27 protein-coding genes and 1 pseudogene are annotated in these 26935 nt (G+C 73.1%); 13 read left to right on the top strand and 15 right to left on the bottom strand.

Annotation, left to right across the window (positions count from 1 at the left end; all coding sequences use genetic code 11):
* Positions 1-7 precede the first annotated feature (7 nt).
* Positions 8-1000 carry an Lrp/AsnC family transcriptional regulator gene (locus tag IO33_RS0133755; RefSeq protein WP_031172146.1) on the top strand — a complete coding sequence of 331 codons (993 nt, stop codon included), beginning with the start codon at positions 8-10 and terminating at the stop codon, positions 998-1000.
* 114 nt (positions 1001-1114) lie between these two features.
* Here the strand turns inward: IO33_RS0133755 and IO33_RS52895 are convergent, their stop codons facing one another.
* The 12 genes and pseudogenes from IO33_RS52895 to IO33_RS0133810 form a co-directional block, all read right to left on the bottom strand.
* Entirely contained in the window at positions 1115-1738 is a 624-nt protein-coding gene (locus IO33_RS52895) for a DinB family protein (protein WP_342448372.1), read from the bottom strand.
* Positions 1727-2608, bottom strand: a pseudogene (locus IO33_RS52900) (aldo/keto reductase); the annotation flags it as partial. The gene IO33_RS52895 and the pseudogene IO33_RS52900, both read right to left, overlap by 12 nt.
* Positions 2609-2781: 173 nt before the next feature.
* On the bottom strand, positions 2782-4176 hold the full coding sequence (locus IO33_RS0133765; RefSeq protein ID WP_051927118.1) for an MFS transporter: 1395 nt from the start codon (positions 4174-4176) through the stop codon (positions 2782-2784).
* A 179-nt stretch (positions 4177-4355) separates the two neighbouring features.
* Positions 4356-5318, bottom strand: coding sequence for an ABC transporter substrate-binding protein (locus tag IO33_RS0133770; protein WP_031172152.1), 963 nt, complete (start codon positions 5316-5318; stop codon positions 4356-4358).
* Between the two features lie 120 nt (positions 5319-5438).
* Positions 5439-6107 carry an ABC transporter permease gene (locus IO33_RS0133775; RefSeq protein WP_031172154.1) on the bottom strand — a complete coding sequence of 223 codons (669 nt, stop codon included), beginning with the start codon at positions 6105-6107 and terminating at the stop codon, positions 5439-5441.
* Complete coding sequence (locus IO33_RS0133780; protein WP_031172156.1) at positions 6104-6757, bottom strand: ABC transporter permease; 654 nt, start codon at positions 6755-6757, stop codon at positions 6104-6106. Before IO33_RS0133780 ends, IO33_RS0133775 begins: the two co-directional genes overlap by 4 nt.
* The gene (locus IO33_RS0133785; protein ID WP_031172158.1) at positions 6754-7884 is read right to left on the bottom strand and encodes an ABC transporter ATP-binding protein; all 1131 of its coding nucleotides are present in this window, start codon (positions 7882-7884) and stop codon (positions 6754-6756) included. Before IO33_RS0133785 ends, IO33_RS0133780 begins: the two co-directional genes overlap by 4 nt.
* Before the next feature lie 231 nt (positions 7885-8115).
* On the bottom strand, positions 8116-9510 hold the full coding sequence (locus IO33_RS0133790) for a PP2C family protein-serine/threonine phosphatase (RefSeq protein ID WP_245235944.1): 1395 nt from the start codon (positions 9508-9510) through the stop codon (positions 8116-8118).
* Positions 9511-9681: 171 nt separating this feature from the next.
* A complete protein-coding gene (msrB, locus tag IO33_RS0133795) occupies positions 9682-10089 on the bottom strand; it encodes a peptide-methionine (R)-S-oxide reductase MsrB (protein ID WP_031172162.1) in 408 nt (135 codons plus the stop codon).
* Positions 10090-10103: 14 nt separating this feature from the next.
* Entirely contained in the window at positions 10104-11492 is a 1389-nt protein-coding gene (murC, locus tag IO33_RS0133800; RefSeq protein ID WP_031172164.1) for a UDP-N-acetylmuramate--L-alanine ligase, read from the bottom strand.
* Between the two features lie 184 nt (positions 11493-11676).
* Complete coding sequence (locus IO33_RS0133805) at positions 11677-12150, bottom strand: hypothetical protein (RefSeq protein WP_031172166.1); 474 nt, start codon at positions 12148-12150, stop codon at positions 11677-11679.
* A gap of 129 nt (positions 12151-12279) precedes the next feature.
* Complete coding sequence (locus IO33_RS0133810; RefSeq protein ID WP_031172168.1) at positions 12280-13149, bottom strand: pyrimidine reductase family protein; 870 nt, start codon at positions 13147-13149, stop codon at positions 12280-12282.
* Positions 13150-13186: 37 nt separating this feature from the next.
* Here IO33_RS0133810 and zapE point away from each other — a divergent pair, with 37 nt between their 5' ends.
* The 11 genes from zapE to IO33_RS0133865 all read left to right on the top strand — a co-directional run bounded on the left by zapE (position 13187) and on the right by IO33_RS0133865 (position 22813).
* Positions 13187-14290: a cell division protein ZapE gene (zapE, locus tag IO33_RS0133815; protein WP_031172169.1), complete on the top strand. Its 1104-nt coding sequence runs from the start codon at positions 13187-13189 to the stop codon at positions 14288-14290.
* A 165-nt stretch (positions 14291-14455) separates the two neighbouring features.
* Positions 14456-14851, top strand: coding sequence for a hypothetical protein (locus tag IO33_RS0133820; protein WP_031172170.1), 396 nt, complete (start codon positions 14456-14458; stop codon positions 14849-14851).
* A gap of 85 nt (positions 14852-14936) precedes the next feature.
* Complete coding sequence (locus tag IO33_RS0133825; RefSeq protein ID WP_031172172.1) at positions 14937-15515, top strand: carbonic anhydrase; 579 nt, start codon at positions 14937-14939, stop codon at positions 15513-15515.
* An 8-nt stretch (positions 15516-15523) separates the two neighbouring features.
* The gene (locus tag IO33_RS0133830; protein WP_031172175.1) at positions 15524-17014 is read left to right on the top strand and encodes a SulP family inorganic anion transporter; all 1491 of its coding nucleotides are present in this window, start codon (positions 15524-15526) and stop codon (positions 17012-17014) included.
* Between the two features lie 120 nt (positions 17015-17134).
* On the top strand, positions 17135-17941 hold the full coding sequence (locus IO33_RS0133835; RefSeq protein ID WP_031172177.1) for a slipin family protein: 807 nt from the start codon (positions 17135-17137) through the stop codon (positions 17939-17941).
* Between the two features lie 9 nt (positions 17942-17950).
* Positions 17951-18499 (top strand): YbhB/YbcL family Raf kinase inhibitor-like protein, encoded by a 549-nt coding sequence (locus IO33_RS0133840; RefSeq protein WP_031172179.1) that lies wholly within the window; start codon positions 17951-17953, stop codon positions 18497-18499.
* Positions 18500-18676: 177 nt separating this feature from the next.
* Complete coding sequence (locus IO33_RS0133845; protein WP_051927119.1) at positions 18677-19534, top strand: PPK2 family polyphosphate kinase; 858 nt, start codon at positions 18677-18679, stop codon at positions 19532-19534.
* 116 nt (positions 19535-19650) lie between these two features.
* A complete protein-coding gene (locus tag IO33_RS0133850; protein WP_031172184.1) occupies positions 19651-19917 on the top strand; it encodes a hypothetical protein in 267 nt (88 codons plus the stop codon).
* Positions 19918-20128: 211 nt separating this feature from the next.
* Positions 20129-21652, top strand: a complete 1524-nt coding sequence (locus tag IO33_RS0133855; protein ID WP_031172186.1) for an FAD-dependent oxidoreductase — start codon at positions 20129-20131, stop codon at positions 21650-21652.
* A 117-nt stretch (positions 21653-21769) separates the two neighbouring features.
* A complete protein-coding gene (locus IO33_RS0133860) occupies positions 21770-22612 on the top strand; it encodes a polysaccharide deacetylase family protein (RefSeq protein ID WP_031172189.1) in 843 nt (280 codons plus the stop codon).
* Between the two features lie 18 nt (positions 22613-22630).
* Complete coding sequence (locus IO33_RS0133865) at positions 22631-22813, top strand: hypothetical protein (RefSeq protein WP_031172191.1); 183 nt, start codon at positions 22631-22633, stop codon at positions 22811-22813.
* Here IO33_RS0133865 and IO33_RS0133870 read toward each other — a convergent pair.
* Positions 22805-23476: a hypothetical protein gene (locus IO33_RS0133870; RefSeq protein WP_031172193.1), complete on the bottom strand. Its 672-nt coding sequence runs from the start codon at positions 23474-23476 to the stop codon at positions 22805-22807. The two genes, IO33_RS0133865 and IO33_RS0133870, sit on opposite strands and share 9 nt — an antisense overlap.
* On the bottom strand, positions 23473-24390 hold the full coding sequence (locus tag IO33_RS0133875; protein ID WP_051927120.1) for an ABC transporter ATP-binding protein: 918 nt from the start codon (positions 24388-24390) through the stop codon (positions 23473-23475). The genes IO33_RS0133870 and IO33_RS0133875 overlap by 4 nt, the downstream gene beginning before the upstream one ends.
* Positions 24391-24519: 129 nt before the next feature.
* Between IO33_RS0133875 and IO33_RS0133880 the strand changes: the two genes are divergently transcribed.
* Positions 24520-25236 carry an aminoacyl-tRNA hydrolase gene (locus tag IO33_RS0133880; protein ID WP_031172197.1) on the top strand — a complete coding sequence of 239 codons (717 nt, stop codon included), beginning with the start codon at positions 24520-24522 and terminating at the stop codon, positions 25234-25236.
* Between the two features lie 216 nt (positions 25237-25452).
* On the opposite strand, the gene IO33_RS0133885 is transcribed toward IO33_RS0133880, so the two are convergent.
* The gene (locus tag IO33_RS0133885) at positions 25453-26769 is read right to left on the bottom strand and encodes an MbnB/TglH/ChrH family RiPP precursor modification enzyme (RefSeq protein ID WP_031172199.1); all 1317 of its coding nucleotides are present in this window, start codon (positions 26767-26769) and stop codon (positions 25453-25455) included.
* Between the last annotated feature and the right edge of the window lie 166 nt (positions 26770-26935).

Below are 26935 nucleotides of genomic sequence, written 5' to 3' on the forward strand. Positions count from 1 at the left end.
TGGGGGCATGCTCGACGAACTCGACCGCGCCCTCATCCACGCCCTGCACCTGGACGGCCGGGCGCCGTTCAGCAGGATCGCCGAGGTGCTCGGGGTCTCGGCGCAGACCGTGGCCCGCCGCTACCGCCGGCTGCGCACGGAGGCCGGGCTGCGCGTGGTGGGGCTCGCCGACCCGGACCGGGCGGGCCGCGCCCAGTGGCTGGTCCGGCTGACGGCGACGGCACGCTCCGCGCAGGACATCGCCGCGGCGCTGGTGCGGCGGCCGGACACGTCCTGGGTGAAGCTGACTTCAGGGGGCACGGAGATCACGGCGGTGATCCACGCCCCGGCCGAGGACGCCTCCCCCGGCTCCCTGCTGTTGCACGACGTCCCGCGCACCGGCGGCATCACCGCCGTCTCCGCGCACTGCCTGCTGCACACCTATCTGGGCGGCCCCGCCCACTGGCGGCGCAGTGCCCAGGCCCTGGACGAGCAGCAGCAGACGGCCCTGGTGTACGCGGAGAGCGCGCGGGAGGTACGGCAACCGGGGCCGGAGGACGGCGCGTTGCTGACGGCGCTGGAGCGGGACGGCCGGGCCGGGCAGGGCGAGCTGGCCCGGGCGACCGGCTGGTCGCCCGCGACCGTGGCCCGGCGGCTGGCCGAACTGCGCGCGGCGGGTGCGCTGTTCTTCGACGTGGAGGTGGACGCGGGGCTCTTCGGTGTCCGGACCCGGGCCCTGCTGTGGCTGTCCGTGCGGCCGGCGGACCAGGAGAAGGTCGCCCTCGCGCTGGCCGGCCACGACGAGCTGGCCTTCGTGGCCGCGACCACCGGCCGTACCAACCTGGTCGCCCAGGCCCTGTGCCGCGATCCGGCCGACCTGCACCGCTACCTCACCGGGCGGCTCGGCACGCTCAGGGAGATCGACGGGCTGGAGACCAGCCCGGTGCTGCGCACGCTCAAGGCGGCGAGCCCGGCGCTGACGGTGCCGGCGCGCGTACGGCGCGAACGCCCTGCCGGGTGAGACCGTACGGCTGCGGGGGCGTGGTGGCCGGTTGCGCGTGTCCCTTGGGGGAACGGCGGTGCCGTCGGCTGTGCCGGGCCGGCGCCGGCAGGGGGGCAGGCGGGCAGCGCGGGCTCAGTCGCCCGTCTTCCCGTCCGTGCGCTCCCGCAGGAGGTCGGCGTGTCCGTTGTGGCGGGCGTACTCCTGGATCATCTGCACATAGAGCCACCGCAGGCTGAGGGGGGTGCCGCGCGCGGACGTGAACGTCTCGTCGAGGTCATGGCCGGCCGCCGCCACCCTGGACGCGGCGACCTCGGCCCGGAACCGCTCGAAGTCCCTTGCCGCGTACGCCTCGTGGACTCCCTGGATGCCTTCGTCGCCGTCTCCCGGGTCGGTGAAGACGTTCCCGATGCGCTCACCCGCGAGGCGCCGCCGGAACCACGACCGCTCCACCTCCGCCATGTGACGGACCAGGCCCAGCAGGGTGAGGTTCGACGGTTCCACCGTGGTCCGCGCCAGTCGGTCCGGCTCCAGCCCCGCGCACTTGGCCAGCAAGGTCTCCCGATGCCAGGTCAGCCAGCCCTCCAGCATCTGCCGTTCAGGCACGGTGGCCAGGTCACCGATCCGCGTGGTGCGTTCGATCCGCGGCGCCGTCCATGTCGTGCGCTTCGGGTCGTGGCCGGGACGGCTTCGTGGAACCGTGGTCGTGCGAGGTCGATCCCCTCGTGCCGGTGAATCCGGTGAGGCGAGGAGCGTCATGTCGTGCTCCGAGAGCCGCAGCGCGCCGGCCGCGATGTTCTGCGCGAGGTGGGCCCGGTCGCCGGTCCCGGGGATGGCCAGCACATGGGGTCCCTGGTGCAGGGTCCAGGCCAGACGGACCTGTGCGACGGAGACCCCGTGCGCGCGGGCGACCAAGCGCTCCTCTTCGCGGTCCTGGGCCACCGGCCCCGCCTCGCACCCGGAACCGGCGATCGCGTAGAACGGAACGAAGGCGATGCCGAGTTCGCCGCAGCGGTCGAGCAGGGCCCGGTCCTCGCTCGACGCGCCCGTTCCGTAGGGGTTCTGCACGCAGACGACAGGGGCGATGGCGAGGGCCTCGGTCAACTGCTCGGACGTGACGTTGGAGATGCCCAGGTGCCGGATCATCCCCGCATCGCGCAGTTCGGCCAACGCGCCGAAGTGATCGCTGACCGAGCCCGTCCGCCGGCTCGGTGGCACGCGCAGGTTCACCACGTCCAGGTGGTCCCGGCCGAGTTGCCGCAGGTTCTCCTCCACCTGGCCACGCAACTGCTCGGGGGTCGCCCACCACCAGGCGCCCGAGGAGTCACGGCCCGGCCAGACCTTGGTCGTGAGGACCAGGTCTTCCGCGTACGGTGCCAGTGCGCGGTTGATCAGCTCGTTCGCGGAGCGCGTCGCCGAGAAGTAGAACGCGGCGGTGTCGATGTGGTTCACCCCCAGTTCGACCGCCTGTCGCAGCAGGGCGATCGCGTGCTCGCGGTCACGCGGTGCGCCGCGGTCGAAGGGCGCGGTTCCGGTCAGACGCATCGCGCCGAACCCGAGGCGGTTGACGGTCAGATCACCGAGTCGCCAGGTACCGGCGGCTGCGGCAGCGTTCGTTCGTCGGCTCATGAGAAGGGTCTCCTCGTGCGGGCTGGGGGCACGCGAGGGATCCGGGCCCCTCGTCGGGCAGGCGGCTTCGAAGCGGGAGCGCCCGCGTCGCGGGACGCGCGCGCCCGGGCATGAGAAAAGCCTCCCCGGCGGACGGCTGTCCGCAGCGAGGAGGCTCACGTGTCTCGTCGATCTTAGCAGGGCCTCTCGGCCGTCCCGGCCCTGGCGCTCGCCGTCCCGGCCACGACCAGCAGGACCACGGCCACCCAGCAGGCGGCCTGGGACCCGCTCGGCCCCGTCCCGGACAGGTACACGCTCCCCAGCACCGCCACCCCCAGCGTCGCCCCCAGCTGCTGCACCGCGTTGAGCAGGCCCGCCGCCGAGCCGACCTCGTGCGGGCGCAGGGGGCGCAGGGCGAGGGTGAAGAAGGCCGGCGTGAACAGGCCGGCGCCGGCCCCGACGAGGGCGAGGGAGGGCAGCAGCGCGACCGGGTAGTGCCCCGGCGCGGTCGCCCGGTACGCGGCCACGGCGGCGAGCAGTCCGGCCAGCAGTACCCCGAGCCCGTACGGCATGACCCGGCGCCCGTAGCGCCCTACCAGCCGCGAGCCCGCCCACCAGGACGCGAGGGCGAGCCCCGCGGACCACGGCAGCAGGCTCAGTCCGGCCGCCAGCACACCGGTGCCCGCGCCGAGTTGGAGCTGGAGGACGACCACGACGGTCAGGCCGTTGGTCGCCGCGAAGAAGGCCGTGGAGGTGACGAGGGCGGCCGGGAAGCCCCGGTGGGTGAACAGGCTGGGCTCCAGCAGCGGCCGGGCCGTGCGCCGCTGCTGCCGGGCGAAGCCGAGGAGCACGAGCGCTCCGGCGGTCAGCAGCAGCCCGTCGCGCAGGGGGAGTTGACGCAGGTCGCCGCCGATCAGCGGGTAGACCAGGAGTCCGGTGCCGAGCGCCGCCAGGGTGGTGCCGGGCCAGTCGAGGGCCGGGCGGTGCGGGGCGCGGTTCTCCGGCAGGTTCCGGGTGAGGACGAGGACGACGGCGGCCACCGGGACGTTCACGAGGAACGCGGACCGCCAGGAGGAGCCGAACAGGTCGGCATGCGTCAGCACACCGCCGACGACGGGTCCGCAGACGGCGGCCAGGCCCATCACCGGTCCGATGCTGCCCAGCGCCTTCGCCGTCTCCTCCCCCGAGAACATCGCCTTGATCAGCCCGATCGTCTGCGGAATGATCAGCGCCGCCGCGGCGCCCTGCACGGCCCGGAAGGCGATGAGCGGCCCCGGCGACGGCGCCAGGGCGCAGGCCACGGACGCCGCCGTGAACAGGGTGACGCCGAGGACGAACATCCGCCGCCGGCCCGCGATGTCCCCGAGCCGTCCGCCGGTGATCAGCAGCACGGCGAACGGCAGGGTGTAGGCGGCGCCGAACCACTGCACATCCGAGACCGGCCCGCCCAGGTCGGCGTGGACGGCCGGTGCGGCCACCTGGACGACGGTCGCGTCCAGCAGGTTCATCGCCTCGCCGAGCAGCAGGGCGACCAGGCCGGGCCAGCGCCCGCGGCAGGGATGGGCGACAGCCACGCTTTCCGTGGTCATGGAGTTCCTCTCACGCTCGCTACGGGCCGGTACCGGAACCGGAACCGGCCTCGGCCAGCGTGGGAGAACGAGCGGAGGGGGCACGAACGGGAGCGGCCTGCTTGCGGATTTCTTCCATCAACACCGCTGTTCCTGAAGAAATCCCACAGGGCGCGCCCCCGTCGCGCGGGGGCGCGGCGTCAGTCGAGGCCGGCGGACTTCAGCCAGGCCCTGGCCACGTCCAGCGGGTCCTTGTTCTGCGCCTGCACCTGGGTGTCGAGTTGCAGCAGGGTCGCGGTGTCGAGCTTGGCCGAGACCGCGTCGAGCGCGGCGGCGCCCTTCTTGGACAGGGCGCCCTTGTAAACCAGCGGCTGGACGTTCTCGAAGCCGAAGAGGTTCTTCGGGTCCTGCAGGACGACGAACTTCTCCTTGGAGATGGTCGAGTCGGTCGTGAAGAGGTCCGCGGCCTGCACGGCGTCCTTCTTCAGCGCCGCCTGGGTGAGCGGACCGCCCGCGTCCAGCGCCCGGAACGACTTGAACTCGAGGCCGTAGACGGACTTCAGGCCCACGAGGCCCTGCTGCCGGGCCTGGAACTCCGGCGAGGCGCCGATGACCAGGTCCTTCGCGACGTCCTTCAGGTCGCCGATGGACGACTTCTCGGTGAGGTGGTACTTCTTCGCGGTGGCCGCGTTGACCGTGACGGAGTCCTTGGACTGCGCCGCGGCGGGCTTCAGCAGGGTCAGCTTGGAGTCCAGCTTGGCCTCGATGGCCGTCGTGGTGGCGTCGGCCGACTTCGGCTTCGCGTTCTTGTCGAGGTAGGCCAGCAGCGCGCCGTTGTACTCGGGGAGCACCGAGAGGGAGCCGTTCTTGATCAGACCGTAGGTGGTCTCGCGGCTGCCGATGTTCGGCTTGTACGTGACCTTGATTCCCTTGGCCTTGAGGGCCTCACCGTAGATGTCGGCGAGCAGCGTGCTCTCGGGGAAGTTGTTGGAGCCGACGACGACGGTGTCACCGCTCGCCTTGCTGTCGTCCGTCAGGGGGTTGCCGGAGTTGTCACCCTTGGAGGAACAGCCCGCCAGCAGAGCCGTCGCCGCCGCGAGGGCGACCACCGCCGCGCCTCGGTTCCTCCGGATGGACCTGCTGATGCGGTTGATGGAAGTCACGCGTTGATCCAATCCATGAGTTTCACGGTCAGTCAAGGGCCGCAGATCACCGATCGGCCTCGATCCACGGTCGGTCGGGGGAAGGGAGAGCGGGCCGGCACCGGGCAGCGGTGCCGTGCGTCAGCCGCTGCGGCGTACCCCCGGTGACACGGTGAGCCTGGACGCCGCCCAGAACAGCACGAGGGTGGCCAGCGCGAGTCCGGCGGTCAGCGTGGCGCCGCCGACGACCTTCTCGTAGTTCTTCTGGTAGAGGCCGTCGATGATGTACCGGCCGAGACCGCCGAGGCTGACGTAGGCGGCGATGGTGGCGGTGGAGACGATCTGGATGGCCGCCGTGCGCAGTCCGCTCAGGATCAGCGGGAGCGCGACCGGCACCTCCACCTGGAACAGCACCCGTGCCTCGGGCATGCCCATGCCCCGGGCGGCGTCCACCGGCGAGGGGTCGACGGAGCGGATCGCCTCGTAGGTGGTGACCAGGATCGGCGGTACGGCGAGCACGACCAGCGGGATCATCACCGGCAGCAGACCGAAGCCGATCCAGATGAACATCAGCACCAGCAGACCGAAGCTGGGCAGCGCCCGGCCGGCGGTGGCGATCAGGGCGAGCGCGTTGCCGCCCCGTCCGTAGTGCCCGGTGACCAGCCCGACGGGCAGTCCGATCGCGGCGGCGATCAGCAGGGCCTCCACGGAGAACCTGACGTGCTCGGCGAACCGGGTGGGGATGCCGTCGTAGCCGTGCCAGTGGGCGCTGTCGCTGAAGAAGGCGCGGGCGAAGTCGAGGACGTTCACCGGGTGGCTCCCTTCCGTGGCATCCAGGGGGTGAGCAGGACCCGGACCAGGACCAGCACGGCGTCGGCGAGGATGCCGAGCACGGCGATGGTCAGGACGGAGTTCACCGCCAGGGCGGGCCGGTGGTAGGTCTGGGCGTCGTAGAGCATGTTGCCGAGGGCGCCCTGGTTGCCGATGAGCATGCCGACGCTGACGAGGGAGATGCTCGACACGGTCGCCACCCTGAGGCCCGCGATGATCGCGGGTACGGCGATGGGCAACTGCACCTGGAAGTAGCGGCGTACCGCTCCCAGGCCCATGGCCTCGGCCGCGGCCAGGGTCTCCCGCGGCACCGAGCGGACGCCGTCCACGATCGCGGGGACGAGCACCACCAGGCTGTAGAGCGCGAGCGGGATCATCACCGTGGTCTCGCTCTGCCCGAAGTAGTCGATGAGCACGACGAAGAAGGCCAGCGAGGGGACGGCGTAGAGGACGGTGGTGATGCCGAGGACCGGCGGGTAGATCCAGCGGAAGCGCACGCAGAGCTGGGCGACGGGCAGGGAGACGACCAGACCGGCCAGCACCGGGATCAGCGCCTCGCGCAGGTGCAGGCCGACCAGCCCGAGGTAGCTGTGCTGGAGGTCGCTCGGCAGGTCGAAGAAGCCGTTCATCGGGCGGCCTCGACGCCGGCGCCGTGTGTCACGCGGCTGTGGGCGGCGCGGATGGCCTCGCCGATGACCTGCTGGGAGACGACACCGACAGCGCGTCCGTCGCCGTCCACCGCGACGGCCCAGCCGGTCGGGGAGAGCACGGCGCCGTCGAGCGCGGTGCGCAACGAGTCGGTGCCGGGCACGAACGGCCGCCCGTGGTCGATGAGTTGCTCCCGGTCGACGGCCCCGGCGGTGAGCCGGTCCGGTTCGCTCCAGCCGAGCGGCCTGCCGTCGGGGTCGGTGACGAGGAGGTACGGGGCGTCGGCGCGGCCGGCGAGCTGTGCGGCGTCGGCGTCGATCGCGACGAGCGGCGACGTCTGCAACTCCAGCCCCTCGGAGGGGAAGAAGGACAGCCGGCGGATGCCCCGGTCGGCGCCGAGGAAGTCCTCCACGAAGGCGTCGGCGGGGGCGCTGAGCAGCTCGGCGGGCGGCGCGAACTGGGCGAGCCGGCCGCCGGTGCGCAGCACGGCCACCATGGTACCGAGCTTGATCGCCTCGTCGATGTCGTGGGTGACGAAGACGATGGTCTTGCCCAGCTCGTCCTGGATGCGCAGCAGTTCGTCCTGGAGTCCCTTGCGCACCACGGGGTCGACGGCGGAGAACGGCTCGTCCATCAGGAGCACCGGCGGATCGGCGGCCAGCGCCCGGGCCACACCGACGCGCTGCTGCTGGCCGCCGGAGAGCTGGTAGGGGTAGCGCTTGGCGAGCGAGGTGTCGAGTCCCACCCGTTCCATCAGCTCCGCCGCCCGTTCCCGGGCCTTCTGCTTGGTCCAGCCGAGCAGACGGGGCACGGTGGCGATGTTGTCGAGGATGGTGCGGTGCTGGAAGAGTCCGGCGTTCTGGATGACGTAACCCATCGAGCGGCGCAGCGTGTTGACCGGCTGCTGCCGGATGTCCGTGCCGTCGAGGAGGATGCGGCCCTCGCTGGGCTCCACCATCCGGTTGATCATCCGCAGGGTCGTCGTCTTGCCGCAGCCGGAGGGCCCGACGAGGACGGTGATCGCGCGGTCCGGTATCTCCAGCGACAGCCGGTCGACCGCGACCGTGCCGTCCGGATACCGCTTCGTCACTGACTCTATCCGTATCAAAACGCCGAATGCCCTTCGGGTTTGGCGGAGTTCCGCCCGCTTTCGGCCACGGTCGTCGTTGCACAGGCCATTGCGGGGAGAGTCTAGTCCGCGAGTGTTTCAGCGTTCTGTCGGGCGAGCGACCGGTGCGTCCGCCGGGGACGCGGTCGCCGCGCCGGCATCCGACGGGGCCGGCGGCCGGCGGAACCGCGACGAGCCCTGACGCCCGTCACCGTCGTACCGCCTGGGTCCCTACGGCGAGACCGCGTCGGCCGAAGGCCCCTGTCGGCTGTGCGGCCGCGCGGCGAGCGCGGCGACGTCGTCCTCCGCGTGCCGCGCGTCCAGACGGCCGAGGATGGTGTCCAGGACCTCCTCCAGCCCGCCCCCCGTCGGGAAGCGGACAGCGGCCAGCCGGGCCAGCGAGCGGTCGATGTCCTCACCACGGCGTTCCACGAGCCCGTCGGTGAACAGCACGAGGGTCTCACCGGCGTGCAGCGGGTGGGTGAACGACTCGTAGCCGCCGAGCCCGGTGCCGAGCGGCGGCCCGACGGGGACGGACAGCAACGAGGCCTCTCCGCCGGAGGCGATGAGCGCGGGCGGCAGATGCCCGGCGCTGGCCAGCGTGACCTGACCGCGCCCCGGGTCGACCCGGGCGAGCAGACACGTGGCGGGACGCAGCTCCGCCTCCCGGGAGGCGATGTCGTCCATCTGCCGCAGCACGCGGTGCGGGGGCAGGTCGGCGGAGGCGATGTAGCGCAGGGAGGAGCGGTAGGCGTTCATGTCGACGGCGGCCTCCAGGCCGTGTCCCATGACGTCGCCGACGACCAGCAGGGTCCGCCCGAAGTGCAGCCGTACGGTCTCGCACCAGTCGCCGCCGACCAGGACACCGCCGCCGGCCGGCAGATAGCGGATGGCGATGTCGAGGTTGGGGTGGGGGCGGCCGGGTTCGGAGAGCAGGGCGCGCTGCAGGTCGCCGGCGGTGCGGTTGACGCTCGCGTAGTCGCGCGCGTGCCGGATGTGGGAGGCGGCGCGCTCGGCGAGCAGGCTGAGCAGCTCGGCCTCCGCCTGGTGCAGGGGCGGCGGCCCGGAGCGGGCCCACACCAGGACGCCGTACACGTCCTCCCCGCTGATCAGCGGCGTGCACAGGGCGATCCGGTCGCCGCCCGCGTGCTCCAGCCATGGCTCCGGCTGCGCGCCGAGCGCCGGTACGGCCGCCTCGCGGGCCACCGCGGCGGCCCAGCCGGCGCCGGGCAGCGCGTCGGCGTCCCCGGTGATCGCCTCGTACCCGGAGACGGTCGGGCCGGCCAGGCGCATCACGGCGGCCGTGCCGCCGGCCAGCCCTGCGGTGACCCGGGTCAGCTCGGCGCAGGTCGTGGCCTCGTCGAGGGTCGTACCGATCCCGGCCAGCGCCTCCCGCAGCACGCTCAGCCGCGCGCCGGCCGCCACGGCGTCGGCAGCCGGCACGCCCTCCACGGCCTGCGGGGCCTTCGCCGATCCGGCCGATCCGGACGATCCGGCTGATTCCGCTGGTTCCGCGGCCGCCGCGACCCGCGCGGACGTGGCGGTTCCCTCATGACCGCCGCCGTCCTCGCGGTGGTGGCCGCCGTCGGCTGGAGGCCTGCGACGGGACTGGATCCAGCGCGCCACACCCAACACCCTCACAGAATCTCAAACCGGAGCGAATGGGGCACCAGCCTGGCCCTTCCCCTCGCCCTCGGCAGCCCACGTTCATCTTCGACCGGACGAGACCAGGCGGGCATGGGTTTTGCAAGATTCAGAGTGTCGTTTGATCGAGATCCCGGGCGGAACTCCGGACGATCAGTCCTCGGCGGGCGTCAGCCGCAGCGAGACGGAGTTGATGCAGTACCGCTGGTCGGTCGGGGTCGGGTAACCCTCACCCTCGAACACGTGCCCGAGGTGGGACCCGCAGCGGGCGCAGCGCACCTCGGTGCGGACCATGCCGTGGGAGCGGTCCTCGACCAGTTCGACCGCGTCGGTGTCCTTCGGGTCGTAGAAGGACGGCCAGCCGCAGTGCGACGCGAACTTGGTGTCGGAGGTGAACAGTTCGGCGCCGCAGGCGCGGCAGGAGTAGACGCCCTTGGTCTTGGTGTCCGTGTACTCACCGGTGAAGGCCGGCTCGGTGGCGGCCTGGCGCAGCACGGCGTACTCGGCCGGGTTCAGCTCCGCGCGCCACTGCTCGTCCGGCTTCTCGACGTCGTACGACATGAGCCTCAGCCCCTTTACTGCGACAGACGGTCCAGGATCAGCGGGCCCAGGTCGGTCACATCGCCCGCGCCCATGGTGAGAACCAGATCACCGGGCTTCGCCATTCCCGCGATCACCCCGGGGATCTCGGCCTTGTCGGGCACGGCCGTGACGTCGGCGCCGGCGGCGCGCGCGGCCTCGATGATCAGCTCGCTGGTCACGCCCGGGATCGGGTCCTCGCGGGCCGGGTAGATGTCGAGCACGACCGAGGCGTCGGCGAGGGCCAGCGCCTGTCCCATCTCCTTGCCCAGCTCCTGGGTGCGGGAGAACAGGTGCGGCTGGAAGACGACGAGGATGCGGGAGTCGCCGGCGGCGGCCCGCATGGCCTCCAGGTCGGCGGTCATCTCGGTGGGGTGGTGGGCGTAGGAGTCGATCACCTGCACCCCGGCGGCCTCCCCCTTGAGCTGCAGGCGCCGCTTGACCCCGGTGTACGCGGCGAGCGCGGGCGCCAGCTCCGCGGACGGGATGCCGAGCGCGGCGCCGGCGGTGAGGGCGGCGACGGCGTTGAGGGCGTAGTGCCGCCCGGGCACGGAGACGGCGAAGGTCAGCTCCTGCCCGTCCAGCACCACGGTGACCTGGCTCTTCAGCCCCTGCGGTACGACGGCGGTCACCCGCACGTCGGCGTCCTCGGCCTCGCCGTACGTCACGGTCCGCACCGATCCGGCCAGCCGCCGGGTCAGCTCCCGCGCGCCCTCGTGGTCGGCGGAGATGACCAGGGTGCCACCGGGGACGATCTTCCCGGCGAAGGTCTCGAAGGACTCGTAGATCTCGTCCATCGAGGCGTAGTTGGCGTGGTGGTCCAGCTCGACGTTGAGGACGATGGCGACCTCGGGCGCGTACTTGTGGAAGCTGCGGTCCGATTCGTCGGCTTCGGCGACGAAGATGTCGCCGTCGCCGTGCAGGGCGTTGGAGCCGGGCGCGTCGAGGTCGCCGCCGATGGCGTACGACGGCTCCAGGCCCAGCGCGGTGAGGGACACGGCCAGCATCGAGGTGGTCGTGGTCTTGCCGTGGGTGCCGGCCACGGCGATCGGGCGCAGCCCCCGCATCAGCGCGGCGAGCGCGTCGGAGCGGTGCACCACCGGGATGCCCAGTTCGGCCGCGCGGGCCAGCTCCGGGTTGTCCTGGCGGATCGCCGAGGACACCACGACACAGCTCGCGTCGTCGGCGAGGTGCCCGGCGGCGTGCCCGATGTGCACGGTGACCCCGAGCGCCCGCAGCGCCTCGGCGGTCGCCGACTCCTTGGCGTCGCTCCCGGCCACCTCGGCCCCGCGCTGCGCGAGGATCTTGGCGATCCCCGACATCCCGGCGCCGCCGATGCCGATGAAGTGCGGTCGGTCCATGGCGGTAGGAAGGCCGGGTGCCATGTGGTTCTCCCCAGAGACGGTGTACTAGAGCGGACCTAGCCTATGCGCTGGAGCACCGGGCTCCTTGCAGCGAGGGCCGTAGCGGCCTGGAGGGGCGCGGGAACCGCGCGACGAGCGCCACGCACCCGCGCCCCGGGCCGCACCGCATCCCGGACGGCGCCGCCGGGCCGGTCCGGCGGGCCGGCTACGCCTCGCTGTGCGAGAACAGCTTCAGCACCGGCACCCCCACCTTGTGCCGGGCCCGCGAAGCCCAGTCCCGGTGGAAGAACTCCTCCACGTAGTGCGGATCGGTCAGAACGATCACCTCGTCCGCGTCCACCTCCGCGACGAGCGACTTCAGCGCGTCCAGCGGGTGGTCCTCGACCAGCCGCCCCTCGGCCCGGCTCCCCGCGGAGCGCAACGCCCGCAGGGACACGTCGAGTGCCTGCCGGCCGACGCTCTTCGCCTCCGCTCCCTCCGGGGTCTCGCGTTCGCGGACCGCCTCGTCCAGTTCGCCAAGCGCGATGTCGTCGATGGCCCGCAGCAGACGGTCCGCCTGGTCGCCGCGCGGCTGGAGGAGCACGTGGAACACGACCGGCTCGTCTCCGTGCAAGGTGGTGACGAACTCCACGTCGGCGGCCGTCAAGGCCTTCTCGATCATCAGAACGCTTGTGAACACCAAACGCCTCTTCTCCTCCGTGGGCCCCGACCAGGCCCCTGCCGAAACCATCCTGCCCCGCGATCGCACGGGTCGTGCCGGACTAAGTGTGCCCTCCGGAGGCTAAACGGAACGGGAGATTCCGCCGATTCAGGACCGACGGTATCGACCGAACAGGAATCCGGCCTCCTCCAGGAGGGACGCGAGTTCGAACCGGTGCGGCACCTCGACCGACGGCCCCCCGGCGATGCGCTGGGCGTCGCCCGCGGTGAGCATGGGCGAGACGGTCAGGCACAGCTCGTCCAGCACCTCGTCGGCGATCAGCTGGCCGAGCAGCCGGGGACCGCCCTCGGTGAGCAGCCGGGTGTGGCCGAGGCCGGCCAGGGCGGCCACGGCGCGCGCGGGCTCGACGCCCGTGCCCTCGCCGGCGATCACCACCTTGGCGCCCGCCTTCTCGGCTGCGGCGACGCGGTCCGCGGCGGCCGCGGCTCCGGTCAGGACCAGCGTGGGCACCAGGGGCGCGGTGAACAACGGGAGCGAGAAGTCCAGCTCCAGGCTCGCGCTGACCACCGCGATCACCGGGGCCGGGGCCTGTCCGGCGGCCTTGCGGCCGTCGGCGAACTCGGCACGCGCGCGTGCCGGACGGTACCCCTCCTGACGTACCGTTTCCGCGCCCACCACGATCACGTCCGCGAGCGCCCGCAGTGTGCCGAAGATCCGCATGTCGGCGGCGCTGGAGATGGGCTGGGAGCGCCCGTCGTGCTGAGCGGCGCCGTCGAGCGAGGAGACCATGTTGGCCCGCAGCCACGGCCGCGGGGCACCTGCGACGGGCTCGGGGTAGGCATAGGCGGCGGCCAGCTCGGCGAGGCTCCACTCACGGTCGACCAGCGCGCTGCCGCCGTGCGTGCCCGGCACATCCGCCGCTCGGGCCCCGGGCGCCCGCCTCACCCCCTCACCCTCGGCGCTCCCGCCGAAGGCCTGGGCTGCTGTTTCGTCGGTCACAGGGAACAGGCGTCGCATGTCGTGCAGTGTGACACGGCGCTTAGCATGGATGACCGTGTCGTCCTCCACCACCGCCCCCGGATCCAGCCCTCTGACCGAAGCGGGCCCCCTCTCGCTGTGCACGCGTGAGCCGCACGTCCCCGCGGACCGGCTGGTCGCCGAGATGGTGCCGCCGCCGCGCTTCGACTCGGTGCGCTTCTCGACGTACATACCGGACCCGAACCAGCCCAGCCAGACCGAGGCCGTGCAGATACTGGAAGGCTTCGCGGCCGGGCTCGGCGGGGCGCACGCCTCCGGCGCCGGCCGGCGCGGCTTCCTCGGCTTCGGCAGGGCCAAGGCGCCCAAGGCACCCGCCGGCCCGCGCGGGGTCTACCTGGACGGCGGCTACGGCGTCGGCAAGACCCATCTGCTCGCGTCCCTGTGGCACGCGACCCCGGCCGAGCCCGCGCTCAAGGCGTTCGGCACCTTCGTGGAGCTGACCAACCTGGTCGGCGCCCTCGGCTTCCAGCAGACCGTGCAGACCCTCTCCGGCCACCGCCTGCTGTGCATCGACGAGTTCGAGCTGGACGACCCGGGCGACACGGTGCTCGTGTCGACGCTGCTCGGCAAGCTGGTGGACGCGGGCGTGGCACTGGCGGCCACCTCCAACACGCTGCCGGGCAAGCTGGGCGAGGGCCGGTTCGCCGCCGCCGACTTCCTGCGCGAGATCCAGGGCCTCTCCGCCCGCTTCCGCACCCTGCGCATCGACGGCGAGGACTACCGCCACCGCGGTCTGCCCGAGGCGCCGAAGCCGTTCACCGACGAAGAGGTGACGAAGGCGGCCTACGCCACCGCCGGCGCCTCGCTCGACGACTTCCCGCATCTGCTGGAGCACCTGGCCAAGGTCCACCCGAGCAGGTACGGCGCGCTGACCGACGACCTGAAGGCGGTGTGCCTCACCGATGTGCGGCCGGTGCCGGACCAGTCGACCGCGCTGCGGCTCGTGGTGCTCGCGGACCGGCTCTACGACCGCGAGGTCCCGGTGCTGGCCTCGGGCCTGCCGTTCGACAAGCTGTTCAGCGAGGAGATGCTGAACGGCGGCTACCGGAAGAAGTACTTCCGCGCGATATCCCGGCTCACCGCGCTGGCCCGCGACGCGAAGGGTCTCGTCGGCTCGTAGTCAAGAGCCAGATCGCGCCACGCGACCGGCACTTTTCACGCTCTCTTGCGTTCGTAACGCGCTGTTAACCCTGCAAAGGTCTTTGCAGGGTTAATCTGCTTCTTGACCATCCATTGACCAAGACTTGGTCTGGACAAGACGCGCGAGGCGAGCGAAGGGGGGCGCATGTTCCGAGGTACGACGGCCCGGACCCGCTTCCCCCTCATCGCCGTGCTCCTGCTCGCGCTCCAGCTCTTCGCTCCCGCGGGAACGTTCGCACCCGCGCACACGCTCAGTCAGGCACAGGCCAAGGCTGAGTCCGGAATTCCGTCCTCCGCACCGCCGGTGCACGAGGAGAAGGACTCGGTCCGTACCCCGAACCGTTCGGGTGCCCCCCTGAGCGCCCCTCACCTGCGCGACCGGCAGCGCGGCTCGGCCTCCGGCTGGGCCCAGCAGCCTGCGCTGATAACCGGCCGTGCGTCCGGCGCCGACGCCCCGGACGCACCCGGCGCGCCGTACCACCGCGCCGCGAGAACCCCCAGAGCCCTCACCCCGGCAGCGCTCCAGGTCTTCCGCTGCTGACAGGCAGGCGCCCTGTTCACACCCCCACAAACCGTCGTTCGAGTCCGACGCGCCCGTGCAGGCGCGCCAGGAGGAACTCATCGTCATGCAGCCCCTCATCGACAACGCCCGTACCTTCGGACAGCGCCCTGAGGAGTTCGCCAAGCTCGCCGAAGGCCAGTCCCCGCAGGTGCTGTTCATCACCTGCTCCGATTCCCGGGTCGTCCCGGCCCTGATCACGGGCGCCCGCCCCGGCGAGCTGTTCGAGCTGCGCACCGCGGGCAACATCGTGCCGCCCCACACCTCGCAGCACCCCACGAGCGAGGCCGCCACCATCGAGTACGCCGTGGAGGTGCTCGGCGTCCGCGACATCGTCGTCTGCGGGCACTCGCACTGCGGTGCCGTAGGCGCGCTGGTCCGCGGCGACGACCTGACCGCCGTACCCGCCGTGCGCGACTGGCTCGCGCACGCCACTCCGCGCCCGGCCGGCGCGGCCGAGGATCCGGAGGTCGCCGAGGGCGTACAGGCCCACGTCCTGACCCAGTTGCTGCGACTGCGCTCGTACCCGTGCGTCGAGCGCAGGCTCGCGGCGGGGCAACTGGGGCTGCACGCCTGGTACTACGAGGTGCACACCGGCACCGTACGGACGCACCGCCCGCAGACCGACACCTTCGAGTCCCTGTGAGCGCGCCGATGACCAGTAAGAACACCACACTCATAGCCAGGTTCCCCCACCTGCGGCAGGACTTCGCCGCCTCCCTGGTCGTCTTCCTGGTCGCGCTGCCGCTGTGCGTCGGCGTGGCCGTCGCCTCCGGGGTCCCGGCCGAACTCGGCCTGGTCACCGGCATCGTGGGCGGCCTCGTCACCGGACTGATGCGCGGCAGCAGTCTGCAGGTGTCGGGGCCGGCGGCCGGTATGACCGTGCTCGTCTTCGAGGCGGTCAAGGAGTTCGGGCTGCCGGCGCTCGGCGCGATCGTCCTCGCCACCGGCCTCCTCCAGGTCGGCATGGGGCTGCTGAGGCTGGGCCGCTACTTCCGCGCCATCTCGGTCTCCGTCGTCGAGGGGATGCTGGCCGGCATCGGGCTGGTACTCATCGCCGGGCAGTTGTACCCGGCGCTGGCGGCCAAGGCTCCCGGCTCCGGCCTGGCCAAGATCGCCGGACTGCCCGGGGCGTTCCTGGACGCCCTCGGCGACGGCACGGCGGTGGCCTCGCTCGCGCTGTGCGCGGGCACGGTCGCGGTGCTGCCGCTGTGGAAGCACCTCCCCGCGAAGGTGCGTACGCTGCCCGGCCCGCTGGCCGCGGTCGGCCTCGCCACGGTGGCCGCGTTCGCACTGGACCTGCCGGTGGCCATGGTCGAGGTGCAGGGCCTGCTCGGCTCGGTCCAGCCGCCGCCGCTCAGCGCCTTCGGGGAGCTGGCGGGCGTCGGGATGCTCGGCACGATCGTCGCCTTCACGCTGATCGCGTCCGCCGAGTCGCTGTTCAGCGCGGCGGCCGTGGACCGGCTGCACTCGGGACCGCGCACCGAGTACGACAGGGAACTGGTCGCCCAGGGCGCCGGCAACACGGTGTGCGGGCTGCTGGGCGCGCTGCCGATGACCGCGGTGATCGTGCGCAGCGCGGCCAACGTCCAGGCCGGTGCCCGTACGAAGGCCTCCCGTGTGCTGCACGGCGTGTGGCTGCTGCTGTTCGCGGCGCTGCTGCCCGGCGTGCTCGCCCACATCCCGATCCCGGCGCTCGCGGGCATCCTGATCTACTCCGGCGCCAAGCTGGTCCCGGTCCGGGCGCTGGCCGTGCTGTGGCGCGAGCACCGGGGCGAGGCGCTGGTGCTGTCCGTCACGGCGGTCTCGATCGTGGCGGTCAGCATGTTCGAGGGCGTGCTGATCGGTCTCGCGCTGGCCGTGGTCAAGACCGCCTGGGAGTCCTCGCAGGTCAAGCTGGAGGTCGTCGACAAGGGTGCGGGTCCGGTCGACGGGTATCTGTCCGGCAACGCGACCTTCCTGCGGCTGCCGAAGATCATGGACAGCCTGGAGTCGCTGCCCCAGGACCGCCCGGTCCGCCTCGACCTGGCCGGCCTGCACCACCTGGACCACGCCTGCCGTACGGCCCTGGAGAACTGGGCCGAACGGCACAGCGCGGCGGGCACGGAGCCGGTGCGGCTGACGGTGCCGGCAACAGCGGGCTGAGGCCCCGTGCGGGCGTGCCGGGGGCCCGGCCCCTGGCACGCCAGGCCATGGCCCGGCTGCCCGGTGCGGGCATATCGTTGCAGCAGCAGACGTAACGGACCTCTCGGTGAGGAGGTCATCATGCTCCAGGAGCTGCTGGGGGCGCTCGCCGCGGCCGGCGGTGCCGGCGTGGTGTACCTGGCCATGGCGGCCCGCGTGGTCAAGCAGTACGAACGGGGTGTGCTGTTCCGGCTCGGGCGCGTCATGGAGGACGTACGGCCGCCGGGCCTGACGCTGATCATCCCCTTCGTGGACCGGCTGCAGAAGGTCAACATGCAGATCGTGACGATGCCGATCCCCGCCCAGGAGGGCATCACCCGCGACAACGTCACGGTGCGCGTGGACGCGGTCGTCTACTTCCGGGTGGTCGACGCGGAGAGCGCGCTGGTGAAGGTGGAGGACTACAAGTTCGCGGTCTCGCAGATGGCCCAGACGTCCCTGAGGTCGATCATCGGCAAGAGCGACCTGGACGACCTGCTCTCCAACCGCGAGAAACTCAACCAGGGCCTGGAGCTGATGATCGACAGTCCGGCCGTGGGCTGGGGCGTCCAGGTGGACCGGGTGGAGATCAAGGACGTGTCGCTGCCGGACACGATGAAGCGGTCCATGGCCCGCCAGGCCGAGGCCGACCGGGAACGCCGCGCCCGGATCATCAACGCGGACGCCGAGTACCAGGCCTCCAAGAAGCTGGCCGAGGCCGCCCAGCAGATGGCCGACACTCCCGCCGCACTCCAGCTGCGGCTGCTGCAGACGGTGATGGCGGTGTCGGCCGAGAAGAACTCCACACTGGTCCTGCCCATCCCGGTGGAGCTGCTGCACTTCCTGGAGCGGGGCAACCAGCCGCAGCAGCTCGCGTCGAACGGTGACGGAGAGCTCCGCTCCGGCTAGCGTGCGCCCATGCGCAGGAGCTGGGTGATCGCCGTGGCCGCGATGGCCGTCGTGACGGGTTGCGGGAACGGTGGCGGACCGGCCACCATCCCCTCCCACAGCACCCCCCGCCGGCTGACCGTCACCAGCACGGCCTACGGCGACGAGGGCACCATCCCGCGCCGGCACACCTGTGACGGCGCCGACGTCTCGCCTCCGCTGGCGCTCGCCTCCGTGCCCGCGGGCACGGCGTCGCTGGCCCTGCTCCTGCGGGACCCCGACGCCCCGCGGGGCCCGTTCACGCACTGGCTGGTGTGGGACATCGACCCGCACACCCGGCGGCTGTCCGCCGGTGAGCGGCCGCGGGGGGCGACCGAAGGCCGAAACGACTTCCGGAAGACCGGCTACGGCGGCCCCTGCCCGCCGCACGGCGACCGCCCGCACCACTACGTCCTCACGGTCTACGCGCTCGACCACCGCCTCTCCCTGGCCCCGGACGCCTCCCCCGCCGACCTGATGCGCGCCGTGTCCGGCCGCATGCTGGCTGCCGGGACGCTGACGGGGCGTTACTCCCGCTGAGCGCTCCGCGACTTCGGCCGTCACGGGCCGTCGTGCGGGTACGTCTCCCCCTGGCTGGTCGCGCTCGCGCGGCCGAGCCGCACCGCCGTACAGCCCGCGCCCCGGTGGAACGCGCCACGGCTGGCGGAGTCCGCGGGCCCGGGCGCACCATCTAGGGATCCGGTGGAAGGGACGGCCGTGTCGAAGAAGAGCGGAAAGGCACTCCGGGAGGCGCTGCGCCTGCCGCCCGGCGAGCCCGTCGTACTCGCCGGGCATGACGCCGCGGCCACGCCCGGTGCCCCCGGCGGCAAGAGGGCCGGGCTCGCCGACAGCGCCCGGCTGGGCAAGCACCTGGCGAACCTCCAGGAGCGGTTGTGGGCGGCGGGCACGGCAGGGGACCGGCGGCGGGTGCTGCTGGTGCTCCAGGGCATGGACACCAGCGGCAAGGGGGGCACGGTCAAGCATGTCATCGGCCATCTCAACCCGTCCGGCTGCCGGATCCAGGCGTTCAAGGCGCCGACCGAGGAGGAGCGGCGGCACGACTTCCTGTGGCGGGTGCGCGCGGCGCTGCCCCGGCCGGGCGAGATCGGCATCTTCGACCGCTCGCACTACGAGGACGTCCTCATCGCCCGGGTACGGCATCTGGCCCGGCCCGCCGAGATCGGCAGCCGTTACGGCCTCATCAACGACTTCGAACGCTCTCTCGCCGAGGACGGCGTGACCGTGATCAAGTGCTTCCTGCACCTGTCCTACGAGGAGCAGCGGCGCCGGCTGCTGCGCCGCCTCGACCGCCCGGACAAGCACTGGAAGTTCGCTCCCGGCGACATCGACGAGCGTGCCCGGTGGCCCGCCTACCAGGAGGCGTACGAGCTGGCCCTGGAGCGCTGCGCGGCGCCGTACGCGCCCTGGTACCTGGTGCCGGCGGACCACAAGTGGTACCGGAACTGGGCGATCAGCCGCCTGCTGCTGGAGCACCTGCGGGAACTGGACCCGCAGTACCCGCAGGGCGACTTCGACGTGGCGGAGTGCCGGGAGCGGCTGTCGAAGGACGGCTGACCTCTCGGACACATCGGCGCGTCGCCGTCCGTTTTGGGCTATTTTCACATAATCTCCGTGACTGTAAGGGGTTGCCCCGTTGCAGACCGCATCCACCCTCACGTCATGGAGATGACATGCACAGACTTCGCAAGGCTGCCGTGCTCCTCGCGGCCGTCAGCACCGTCGGGCTCGTCACCGCCGGCACGGCCCACGCCGACGGCCACGGCGGCCACATCATGCAGAGCTCCAACTGCAAGGACCACGACCTGAACCTCGACCTGCTCGGCGAGGTCGGCATCCTCAACGGCCTGCTGGGCAACGCGCTCAACGGCGAAGGCGACCCGGGTGCCCAGCAGACCCATGTGGGCTCGACCATGGGCTGCAGCAACAAGGCCGGCTAGGCGGCCGGTCCAGGACCCCCTCAGGCGGGAAGCGGCGGCGGGCCGGACGTCCGGTGGGCCGGCCCGCACGCCCACCGCCGGCAGGGGACGGGCGTGGTGACCTCACGCGCGGGTGCGTGTGGGGCCACCACGCCCTCAGCTCGTTCGGGACCGGTGCGCACCACGCCCGGGGGCGATCACTGAAGGAGCCGCGGGTGGGTACCCGGCGGCCATGCAGGAACAACGGCAGGTCACCGGCTCGTACTGGCTCCAGACCGCGCCGGAGCCGCCCCGGCCTGCCCTGACGGAGGACCTGGACGTCGACGTGGCCGTCGTCGGCGCGGGCATCGCCGGACTGAGCACCGCCCACGAACTGACCCGGGCCGGGCTGCGGGTGGCGGTGCTGGAGGCCGGGCGCGCGGCGGCCGGGGTCACCGGCTGCACCACGGCCAAGCTGACCGCACAGCACACCCTCGTCTACGACCGGCTGCTGCGCACCCGCGGCCCCGAGGGCGCCCGGCTGTACGGCCGCTCGCAGTCGGAGGCGATCGAGCACGCGGCGGCGCTGGTGTCCGAGCTCGGCATCGACTGCGAGTGGGAGACACGGGACGCGTACACGTATGTGCGCGACCGGGGGCGCGTGGACGAGGTGCGGGCGGAGGCGAAGGCGGCGCGGGAGGCGGGGCTGCCGGCCTCGTTCACCACGGAGACCGGGCTGCCGTTCCCGGTGGCGGGCGCGGTCCGGGTGACCGGGCAGGCCCAGTTCCACCCGGTCAAGTACCTGCGGGCGATCACCGCCGACCTCGTCGCGCGCGGTGGCCGGCTCTACGAGGGCACACGGGTCGTGCGACTGCAGGAGGGCGGGGACCCCTGCCGGCTGACGACCGGGGCGGGCCACACGGTCACCGCCCGGGACGTCGTGATCGCCACCCACTACCCGGTGTTCGACCGGGCGCTGCTGTTCGCCCGGCTCTCCCCGCGCCGCGAGCTGGTCGTGGCGGGTCCGCTGGGCGAGGCCCCGGATCCGCAGGGCATGTACATCACGCCGGAGGAGAACACCCGCTCGGTGCGCACCGCGCCCTACGGCACGGACGGGCAGCGCCTCCTCGTCGTCACCGGGGAGCACTTCACGCCCGGCACCGGTGATGCGCGGGCCGGCTTCGAGGGGCTCGCCGCCTGGGCCGAGGAGCACTTCCCCGGGGTGGCCCTGGACCACGCCTGGGCGACCCAGGACAACGACTCCACGGACACCGTGCCGCTGGTCGGCCCCTTCCACCCGGGCGCCCGGCACACCTGGGTCGCCACCGGCTTCGGGGGCTGGGGGCTGAGCGGCGGGATCATGGCCGGGCTGCTGCTCACCGCGCTGATCACGGGCCGGGACTGCGCCTGGCACGGGCTGTACGACCCGCGCCGGCTGAAGTCGGTGGTGCGGGAAGCGCCGTCGCTGCTGAGGACACAGGCGGAGGTGGCCCGGCACTTCGTCGGCGACCGCCTGAAACCGCCGGCCCCGGTGGACGGTCTGGCCCCCGGCGACGGGGCGGTGGTCCGGGCGGAGGGCGGCCGGCTCGCGGTGCACCGGGACGACGAGGGCGTGCTGCACGCGGTCTCGGCGCGCTGCACCCACCTCGGCTGTCTGGTCTCCTTCAACCGGGCCGAACGCGCCTGGGAATGCCCCTGCCACGGCTCGCGCTTCGCCGTCGACGGCACGGTGCTCCAGGGCCCGGCGGTCCGGCCGCTGGAGCAGCGGGACCTCTGAGACGGCGCGGGGCCTCCGAGGCTGTGCGGGGCCGACGCCCGCCGCGCGGGGGACCTCCGTCACCCCACCGCAGGACAAATAATCACACAAGTCGTCAGTTAGTCATATTTTCATACCGTGATCCCACAGCTACGCAGTATCACCGTCGTCTGTGCCCTGGGCGCGGCTCTCGCCGCCTGCGGTACCGGGGACCCGGCGGGCAGCGTCCGCCAGACCCCGGCCAAGTCCCCCGTCCCCGCCTCGCGTCCACCCGTGCTCACGCCGGGTCCCGGCGGCCTGACCCCGGTCTTCGCACACGGCCCGCGCACGCTGGGCAAGACCGTCGCGCTGACCTTCGACGCCGACATGACCGCCGACCAGGGGCCTCGCGCCGCCGCCGGCGAACACTTCGACAACCCGGATCTCATCGGCACCCTGCGCAGGCTGAAGGTGCCGGCGACGATCTTCATGACCGGCCGGTGGGCCGACGAGTACCCGACCGAGGCCCGCAGCCTCGGCCACGACCCGCAGTTCGAGGTCGCCAACCACTCCTACAGCCACTACGCGTTCACCAGCGACTGCTACGGCCTGCCCACCGTCGACCCCGGCAAGATGCGCTCGGACGTGGAGCGGGCGTACGCCTCCCTGCACAACGCGGGCGTGCCGCACGCGCTGCCGTACTTCCGCTTCCCCGGCGGCTGTTACGACCAGCGGGCGCTGCGCGCGCTGAGCGGGCTCGGGGTGACCGCGGTGCAGTGGGACGTGGTGAGCGGCGACGCGTTCGCCACGGACGCCGACGCCGTCACCCGGCAGGTGCTGGACGGGGTGAAGCCCGGCTCGGTGGTCGTCATGCACTGCACCCGCAGCGCGGCCCCGACCACCGAGCGGGTCGTCCGCGCCGTCGTACCGGAACTGCGCAAGCGCGGCTACCGGTTCGTGAAGGTCTCCGAGCTGATCGGCGAGACGTCCGGCCATCGGTGACCGCCCTAGGCTGGGGGCATGAGCGACGAGGACCACTGCACGATCGTCGACGCCGCCCGGCCGCCGAAGGCTGACGGTCCGCCGTACGCCGAGTGCGTGCTGTGCCGGGAGCCGACGGAGTACCCGGCGTCGTACCGAGGCATCACGCTCTGCCCGCGGTGCGAGTGGCAGGAGGCACAGCGCACCGCCTGCTCAGGGTGAGCGGCGGGCGCTGAGCCGGGCGGCCACGGCGAAGGCCGCCGCCGTGAGCAGGGCGGCCCCGGCCAGCGGCAGCAGCGGCACCGGCGCCCGGCCGGTCTGCGAACCGGTGACCAGGCCGTGGACCGCGGCCTGTGCCGGAGAACCGGTGGCCACCACCGCCAGCAGCGCGCCCAGCAGCATCGCGGGCACGGCACGGCCGGTGGAGCGCAGCAGCGGCCGGTTGCTGAGCGCGCCGACGGCCGCGCCGAGCAGCGCGCAGACGAGCGTGGCCGGCAGCCCGGCCGCGGCCGCCCGCAGCGGGGACACATGGACCCGGTGACCGTTGCTCGCCGGATCGCTGATGAGCGTCACCACCACGGTCGCCACCACCCCGAGGGCCACCGACGCGAGCAGCGCCGTCAGCAGACAGGCGAGGTGCGCGCGGGCCGGGCCGCGTGCGGCGGCGACACAGGCGCGGGCCGCGTCCGGCTCACCGGTGACACAGATCCGCACCAGCCACGCGGCCACCGGGAGCAGGCCGGCGGCCGTGTATCCGAGCGAGTCGAGGACGGGCTGGCCGCTCTGCACGCCGATGCCGAGGAACGCGACGTACAGGATCACCGGCGGCAGCCAGCGCTGGGAGCGCACCAGCAGGTCGGCCTGGTAGCGCAGGAGTGCGGTCATGGGCGGCTTCCCGGGTCGGTGGGCGGTGCGAGGTCGGTGGACGGTGCGAGGTCGGGGGAGGGTGCGAGGTCGGGGGGCGGTGTGACGCTCATGACGTGCCAGGGCGGGCGGGCCGTGAGCAGGGCGCGCAGCAGGACGTCGGAGCGGGAGGCGGGGACGGCGAGGCGGTGGACACCGGCCGTGGTCTCCTCGGCAAAGGCCACGGCCCGCGCCGCCTCGGCCGGCAGCCGCCCGCCGGCCGGCCCCCGTACGGTGACGACGGTGAGCGGCCCGGCCGGAGGGCTCCCCTCGTGCGTGCGGTGTGCGAGACGGCCGTCGAGCACGGTGTACGTCGCGTCCGGTACCCCGGCCAGCCGGCGCGGGTCGTGGTCCACGAACACCACGGCGCCCCCGGCGGCCGTCCGCTCGGCCACCGCGCGCTCCAGCTCGGCCCGCGCCGCCGTGTCCAGGCCGGTCCAGGCCTCGTCGAGCACCAGCAGCTCCGGCTCGCCGAGCAGGGCCTGGGCGACCGCGACCTTCTGGCTGCTGCCCTTGGACAGCTGCGCCATGGGCGTACCGGCGTAGGCGAGGGCGCCGAACCGCTCCAGCCACGTGCCCGCGGCGCGTGCGGCTGTCCCCCCGCTCAGGCCGTGGACGGTGCCGAGGTGGGTGAGATAGCCGAGGGCGGTGAAGGGGAGCGCGGACGGGAAGCGTTCGGGGACGTAGGCGGTGCGCGGGCGGCCGGTGATGCGGCCCTCGCTGGGCGCGTCGAGCCCGGCGAGCAGGCGCAGCAGGGTGGACTTGCCGGTGCCGTTCGCCCCCTCTATACGGGTCAGGGTGCCGGGCGCGACGGTGAGGTCGACGCCTCTTAACACCCAGGTGCCGCGCAGGCCGTAGCGGCGGCCCACGCCGGCCAGTCGTAGATCACGTTGCATGGGTGCATTGTGTCGGTCCCGCCTGGGCGGTGCTGCGATCAGCGGCCGCGGGGTCGTACTGGTTGGTCCCGCCCACGCGGCGGGAGCCGGGAACCGACGCTGTCCCGCGCCCCCTTAGGGTGGGCTGATGTGACCCCTGTTTCGACGTCCCCCGGTGACGGCCCCTTCCACTCCGAGCAGAGCCCCCGTGACGAGGCGCCCCAGTTCGTGCTGCCCCTCGTCGCGCGGATCGAGCGGGCTGCCCCGCCCGCACGCACCGATGCGCTGGAGACGGCCGCCCGGGCCGTGCTGGCGCTGCTCGGGGTCGAGCGGGCACACGGCGAGGGCGAATGGGCCGGGGCCGTGCGGAACTGGGAGGACGCGCGGATCCGCAAGGTCGTCCGGCGGGCCCGGGGCGCGGAGTGGCGGCGGGCCGAGGCGCTGCCCGGGATCACGGTGACCGGCAAGTCGGCGCAGGTACGGGTCTTCCCGCCGATCCCGCTCGACGGCTGGCCCAAGGACCTGGCGAAGCTCCAGGTGTCGGGCACCGAGCTCGACGACCCCGAGCCGCCTGCCGGGGCCGACCCGGCGCAGCCCGTGCTGTGGCTGAACCCCGGGCTGGAGATGTCGGCCGGGAAGGCGATGGCCCAGGCCGGGCACGGCGCCCAGCTGGCCTGGTGGGCGCTGTCCGGCGCGGAGCGCGCCGCCTGGCGGGACGCGGGTTTCGCCCTGGCCGTCCGCACGGCCGACCCCGCCGACTGGCCGCGGCTGACCGGCGGCGGACTGCCGGTGGTGCGGGACGCGGGCTTCACGGAGATCGCACCGGGCAGCTGCACGGTCGTCGCCGACCACCCCGTGCTGCGCTAGGGCCGCCGGCGCGGGGAGCCGACGCGAGGAGCCGCGCGAGGAGCGGCACGGGGAGTCGGCGGCGCGTTGGCGGCTGCGAGGCGGGGTGGGATGGGCGAAGGGGCGCGGGGTTGTGGGGTGTGGGCGGCCTCGGGTGCGTTGTGGCTGGTCGCGCAGGCTGGTCGCGCAGTTCCCCGCGCCCCTGGGGAAGCTGCGGTTCCGACGGCCGCGCGGTGCTCAGGCCGGGTTCCGGTGCAGCGCCCTTCGGGCCAGCCGGGCCATGCGTCGGGCGGGCCTCGGTGCCGGGCCCGCCCGGTCCAGCCACCACTCCCGCAGCGCCCGCCGGACCCCCGCGTCCTCCGGCCGTCCGGCCCGCAGCAGATGCCCGGCGAAGTCCAGCGCGTCCCGCCGGTACCCCGCACCCATCGGCCGTACGCGCGCGTACTCCAGGAACGCTGCCCGGTACGCGTCGCCGAGAATCACCGGCAGTTCGGGCGCCACCTTCGCCACCACATCCGCCCGCTTCGCCGCGAGCGCCCGCGCCTGCACCCCCATCCGCACCCGGTCGAACCCCTCGGGCACCGGCGTCCCGGCCACCAGTGCGGACAGCACGGCGGCCTGGGCGACACCGACCCGCTCCCGCGCACCGACCACCGGCCGCGCCAGCACCGCGACACTTCCGCCCGCCGAGCCGGCGACGGCGCCCCCCGAACTCCCCTGCGCACGCCCGCGTCCGGCCGTCACCGCCTCCCGGATCACGGCCAGCTCGCGCTCCAGCTCGGCCGGTTCCGGAAAGTTCTCGTCCCGTTCCAGCAGGACGCCGGGCGGAGCGGTGCGGGAGGCGAGGCCGGTCAGGATGTCGAGCACCGGGCGCGGCACGGGGTGGGCGTGGCTGTCGTGCCAGACGCCGTCGCGCTCGAAGCCGCCCGCGACATGGACGTAGGCGATCGCCTCCACGGGCAGCGCGGCCAGCGCCTCGGCCGGGTCCTCGCCCCGGTTGACGTGGTTGGTGTGCAGATTGGCCACATCGATCAGCAGCCGTACGCCGGTGCGCTCGACCAGCTCGGACAGGAACTGCCCCTCGGTCAGCTCCTCGCCCGGCCAGGAGAAGACCGCGGCGATGTTCTCCAGGGCCAGCGGTACGGGCAGGGCGTCCTGGGCGATGCGGACGTTCTCGCAGAGCACGTCCAGGGCGTCCCTGGTGCGCGGCACCGGCAGCAGGTGCCCGGCCTCCAGGCGCGGCGACGCGGTGAGCGGACCGCCCGCCCGCACGAACGCGATGTGCTCGGTGACCAGCGGCGCGCCCAGCGCCTCCGCCCGCTCGGCGAGCGCCGTCAGCCGGCCCGCGTCGGGGGCCTCGGCGCCGCCCAGGCCGAGGGAGACGCCGTGCGGGATCACCGTCACCCCGCGCTCGCGCAGCCGCACCAGCGAGGCGGGAAGGTGACCGGGGCAGACGTTCTCCGCCACGACCTCCACCCAGTCGATGCCCGGCATGCGCTCCACGGCGTCCGCGATCTCCGGCCGCCAGCCGATCCCCGTCCCCAGTCGCCGCACGGTGCCACCCCTCCCTCGAATGACGGGGGTATGGCCCCGGCACCCGCACCCGAATCCCCTGGGAGCCGGGTTCAGAGCAACATTTGAGGTTCATCCCCGCGCCGCCCTCCGCACCCCGGCCCACTCCCCCTTGCCCCGCCCCAGCCCCCTGCGCACACCCCGCCCC

Source organism: Streptomyces durhamensis, from assembly GCF_000725475.1.
Lineage (GTDB): Bacteria > Actinomycetota > Actinomycetes > Streptomycetales > Streptomycetaceae > Streptomyces > Streptomyces filipinensis.

Coding starts and splice junctions, on each gene's coding strand:
- IO33_RS0133825 (WP_031172172.1), top strand. CDS start 14,937: ATGCAGCCCCTCATCGACAACGCCCGTACCTTCGGACAGCGCCCTGAG.
- IO33_RS0133835 (WP_031172177.1), top strand. CDS start 17,135: ATGCTCCAGGAGCTGCTGGGGGCGCTCGCCGCGGCCGGCGGTGCCGGC.
- IO33_RS0133755 (WP_031172146.1), top strand. CDS start 8: ATGCTCGACGAACTCGACCGCGCCCTCATCCACGCCCTGCACCTGGAC.
- murC (WP_031172164.1), bottom strand. CDS start 11,492: ATGGCACCCGGCCTTCCTACCGCCATGGACCGACCGCACTTCATCGGC.
- IO33_RS0133820 (WP_031172170.1), top strand. CDS start 14,456: ATGTTCCGAGGTACGACGGCCCGGACCCGCTTCCCCCTCATCGCCGTG.
- msrB (WP_031172162.1), bottom strand. CDS start 10,089: ATGTCGTACGACGTCGAGAAGCCGGACGAGCAGTGGCGCGCGGAGCTG.
- IO33_RS0133870 (WP_031172193.1), bottom strand. CDS start 23,476: ATGACCGCACTCCTGCGCTACCAGGCCGACCTGCTGGTGCGCTCCCAG.
- IO33_RS0133875 (WP_051927120.1), bottom strand. CDS start 24,390: ATGCAACGTGATCTACGACTGGCCGGCGTGGGCCGCCGCTACGGCCTG.
- IO33_RS0133865 (WP_031172191.1), top strand. CDS start 22,631: ATGAGCGACGAGGACCACTGCACGATCGTCGACGCCGCCCGGCCGCCG.
- IO33_RS0133810 (WP_031172168.1), bottom strand. CDS start 13,149: ATGCGACGCCTGTTCCCTGTGACCGACGAAACAGCAGCCCAGGCCTTC.
- IO33_RS0133765 (WP_051927118.1), bottom strand. CDS start 4,176: ATGACCACGGAAAGCGTGGCTGTCGCCCATCCCTGCCGCGGGCGCTGG.
- IO33_RS0133830 (WP_031172175.1), top strand. CDS start 15,524: ATGACCAGTAAGAACACCACACTCATAGCCAGGTTCCCCCACCTGCGG.
- IO33_RS0133855 (WP_031172186.1), top strand. CDS start 20,129: ATGCAGGAACAACGGCAGGTCACCGGCTCGTACTGGCTCCAGACCGCG.
- IO33_RS0133850 (WP_031172184.1), top strand. CDS start 19,651: ATGCACAGACTTCGCAAGGCTGCCGTGCTCCTCGCGGCCGTCAGCACC.
- IO33_RS0133840 (WP_031172179.1), top strand. CDS start 17,951: ATGCGCAGGAGCTGGGTGATCGCCGTGGCCGCGATGGCCGTCGTGACG.
- IO33_RS0133780 (WP_031172156.1), bottom strand. CDS start 6,757: ATGAACGGCTTCTTCGACCTGCCGAGCGACCTCCAGCACAGCTACCTC.
- IO33_RS52895 (WP_342448372.1), bottom strand. CDS start 1,738: ATGACGCTCCTCGCCTCACCGGATTCACCGGCACGAGGGGATCGACCT.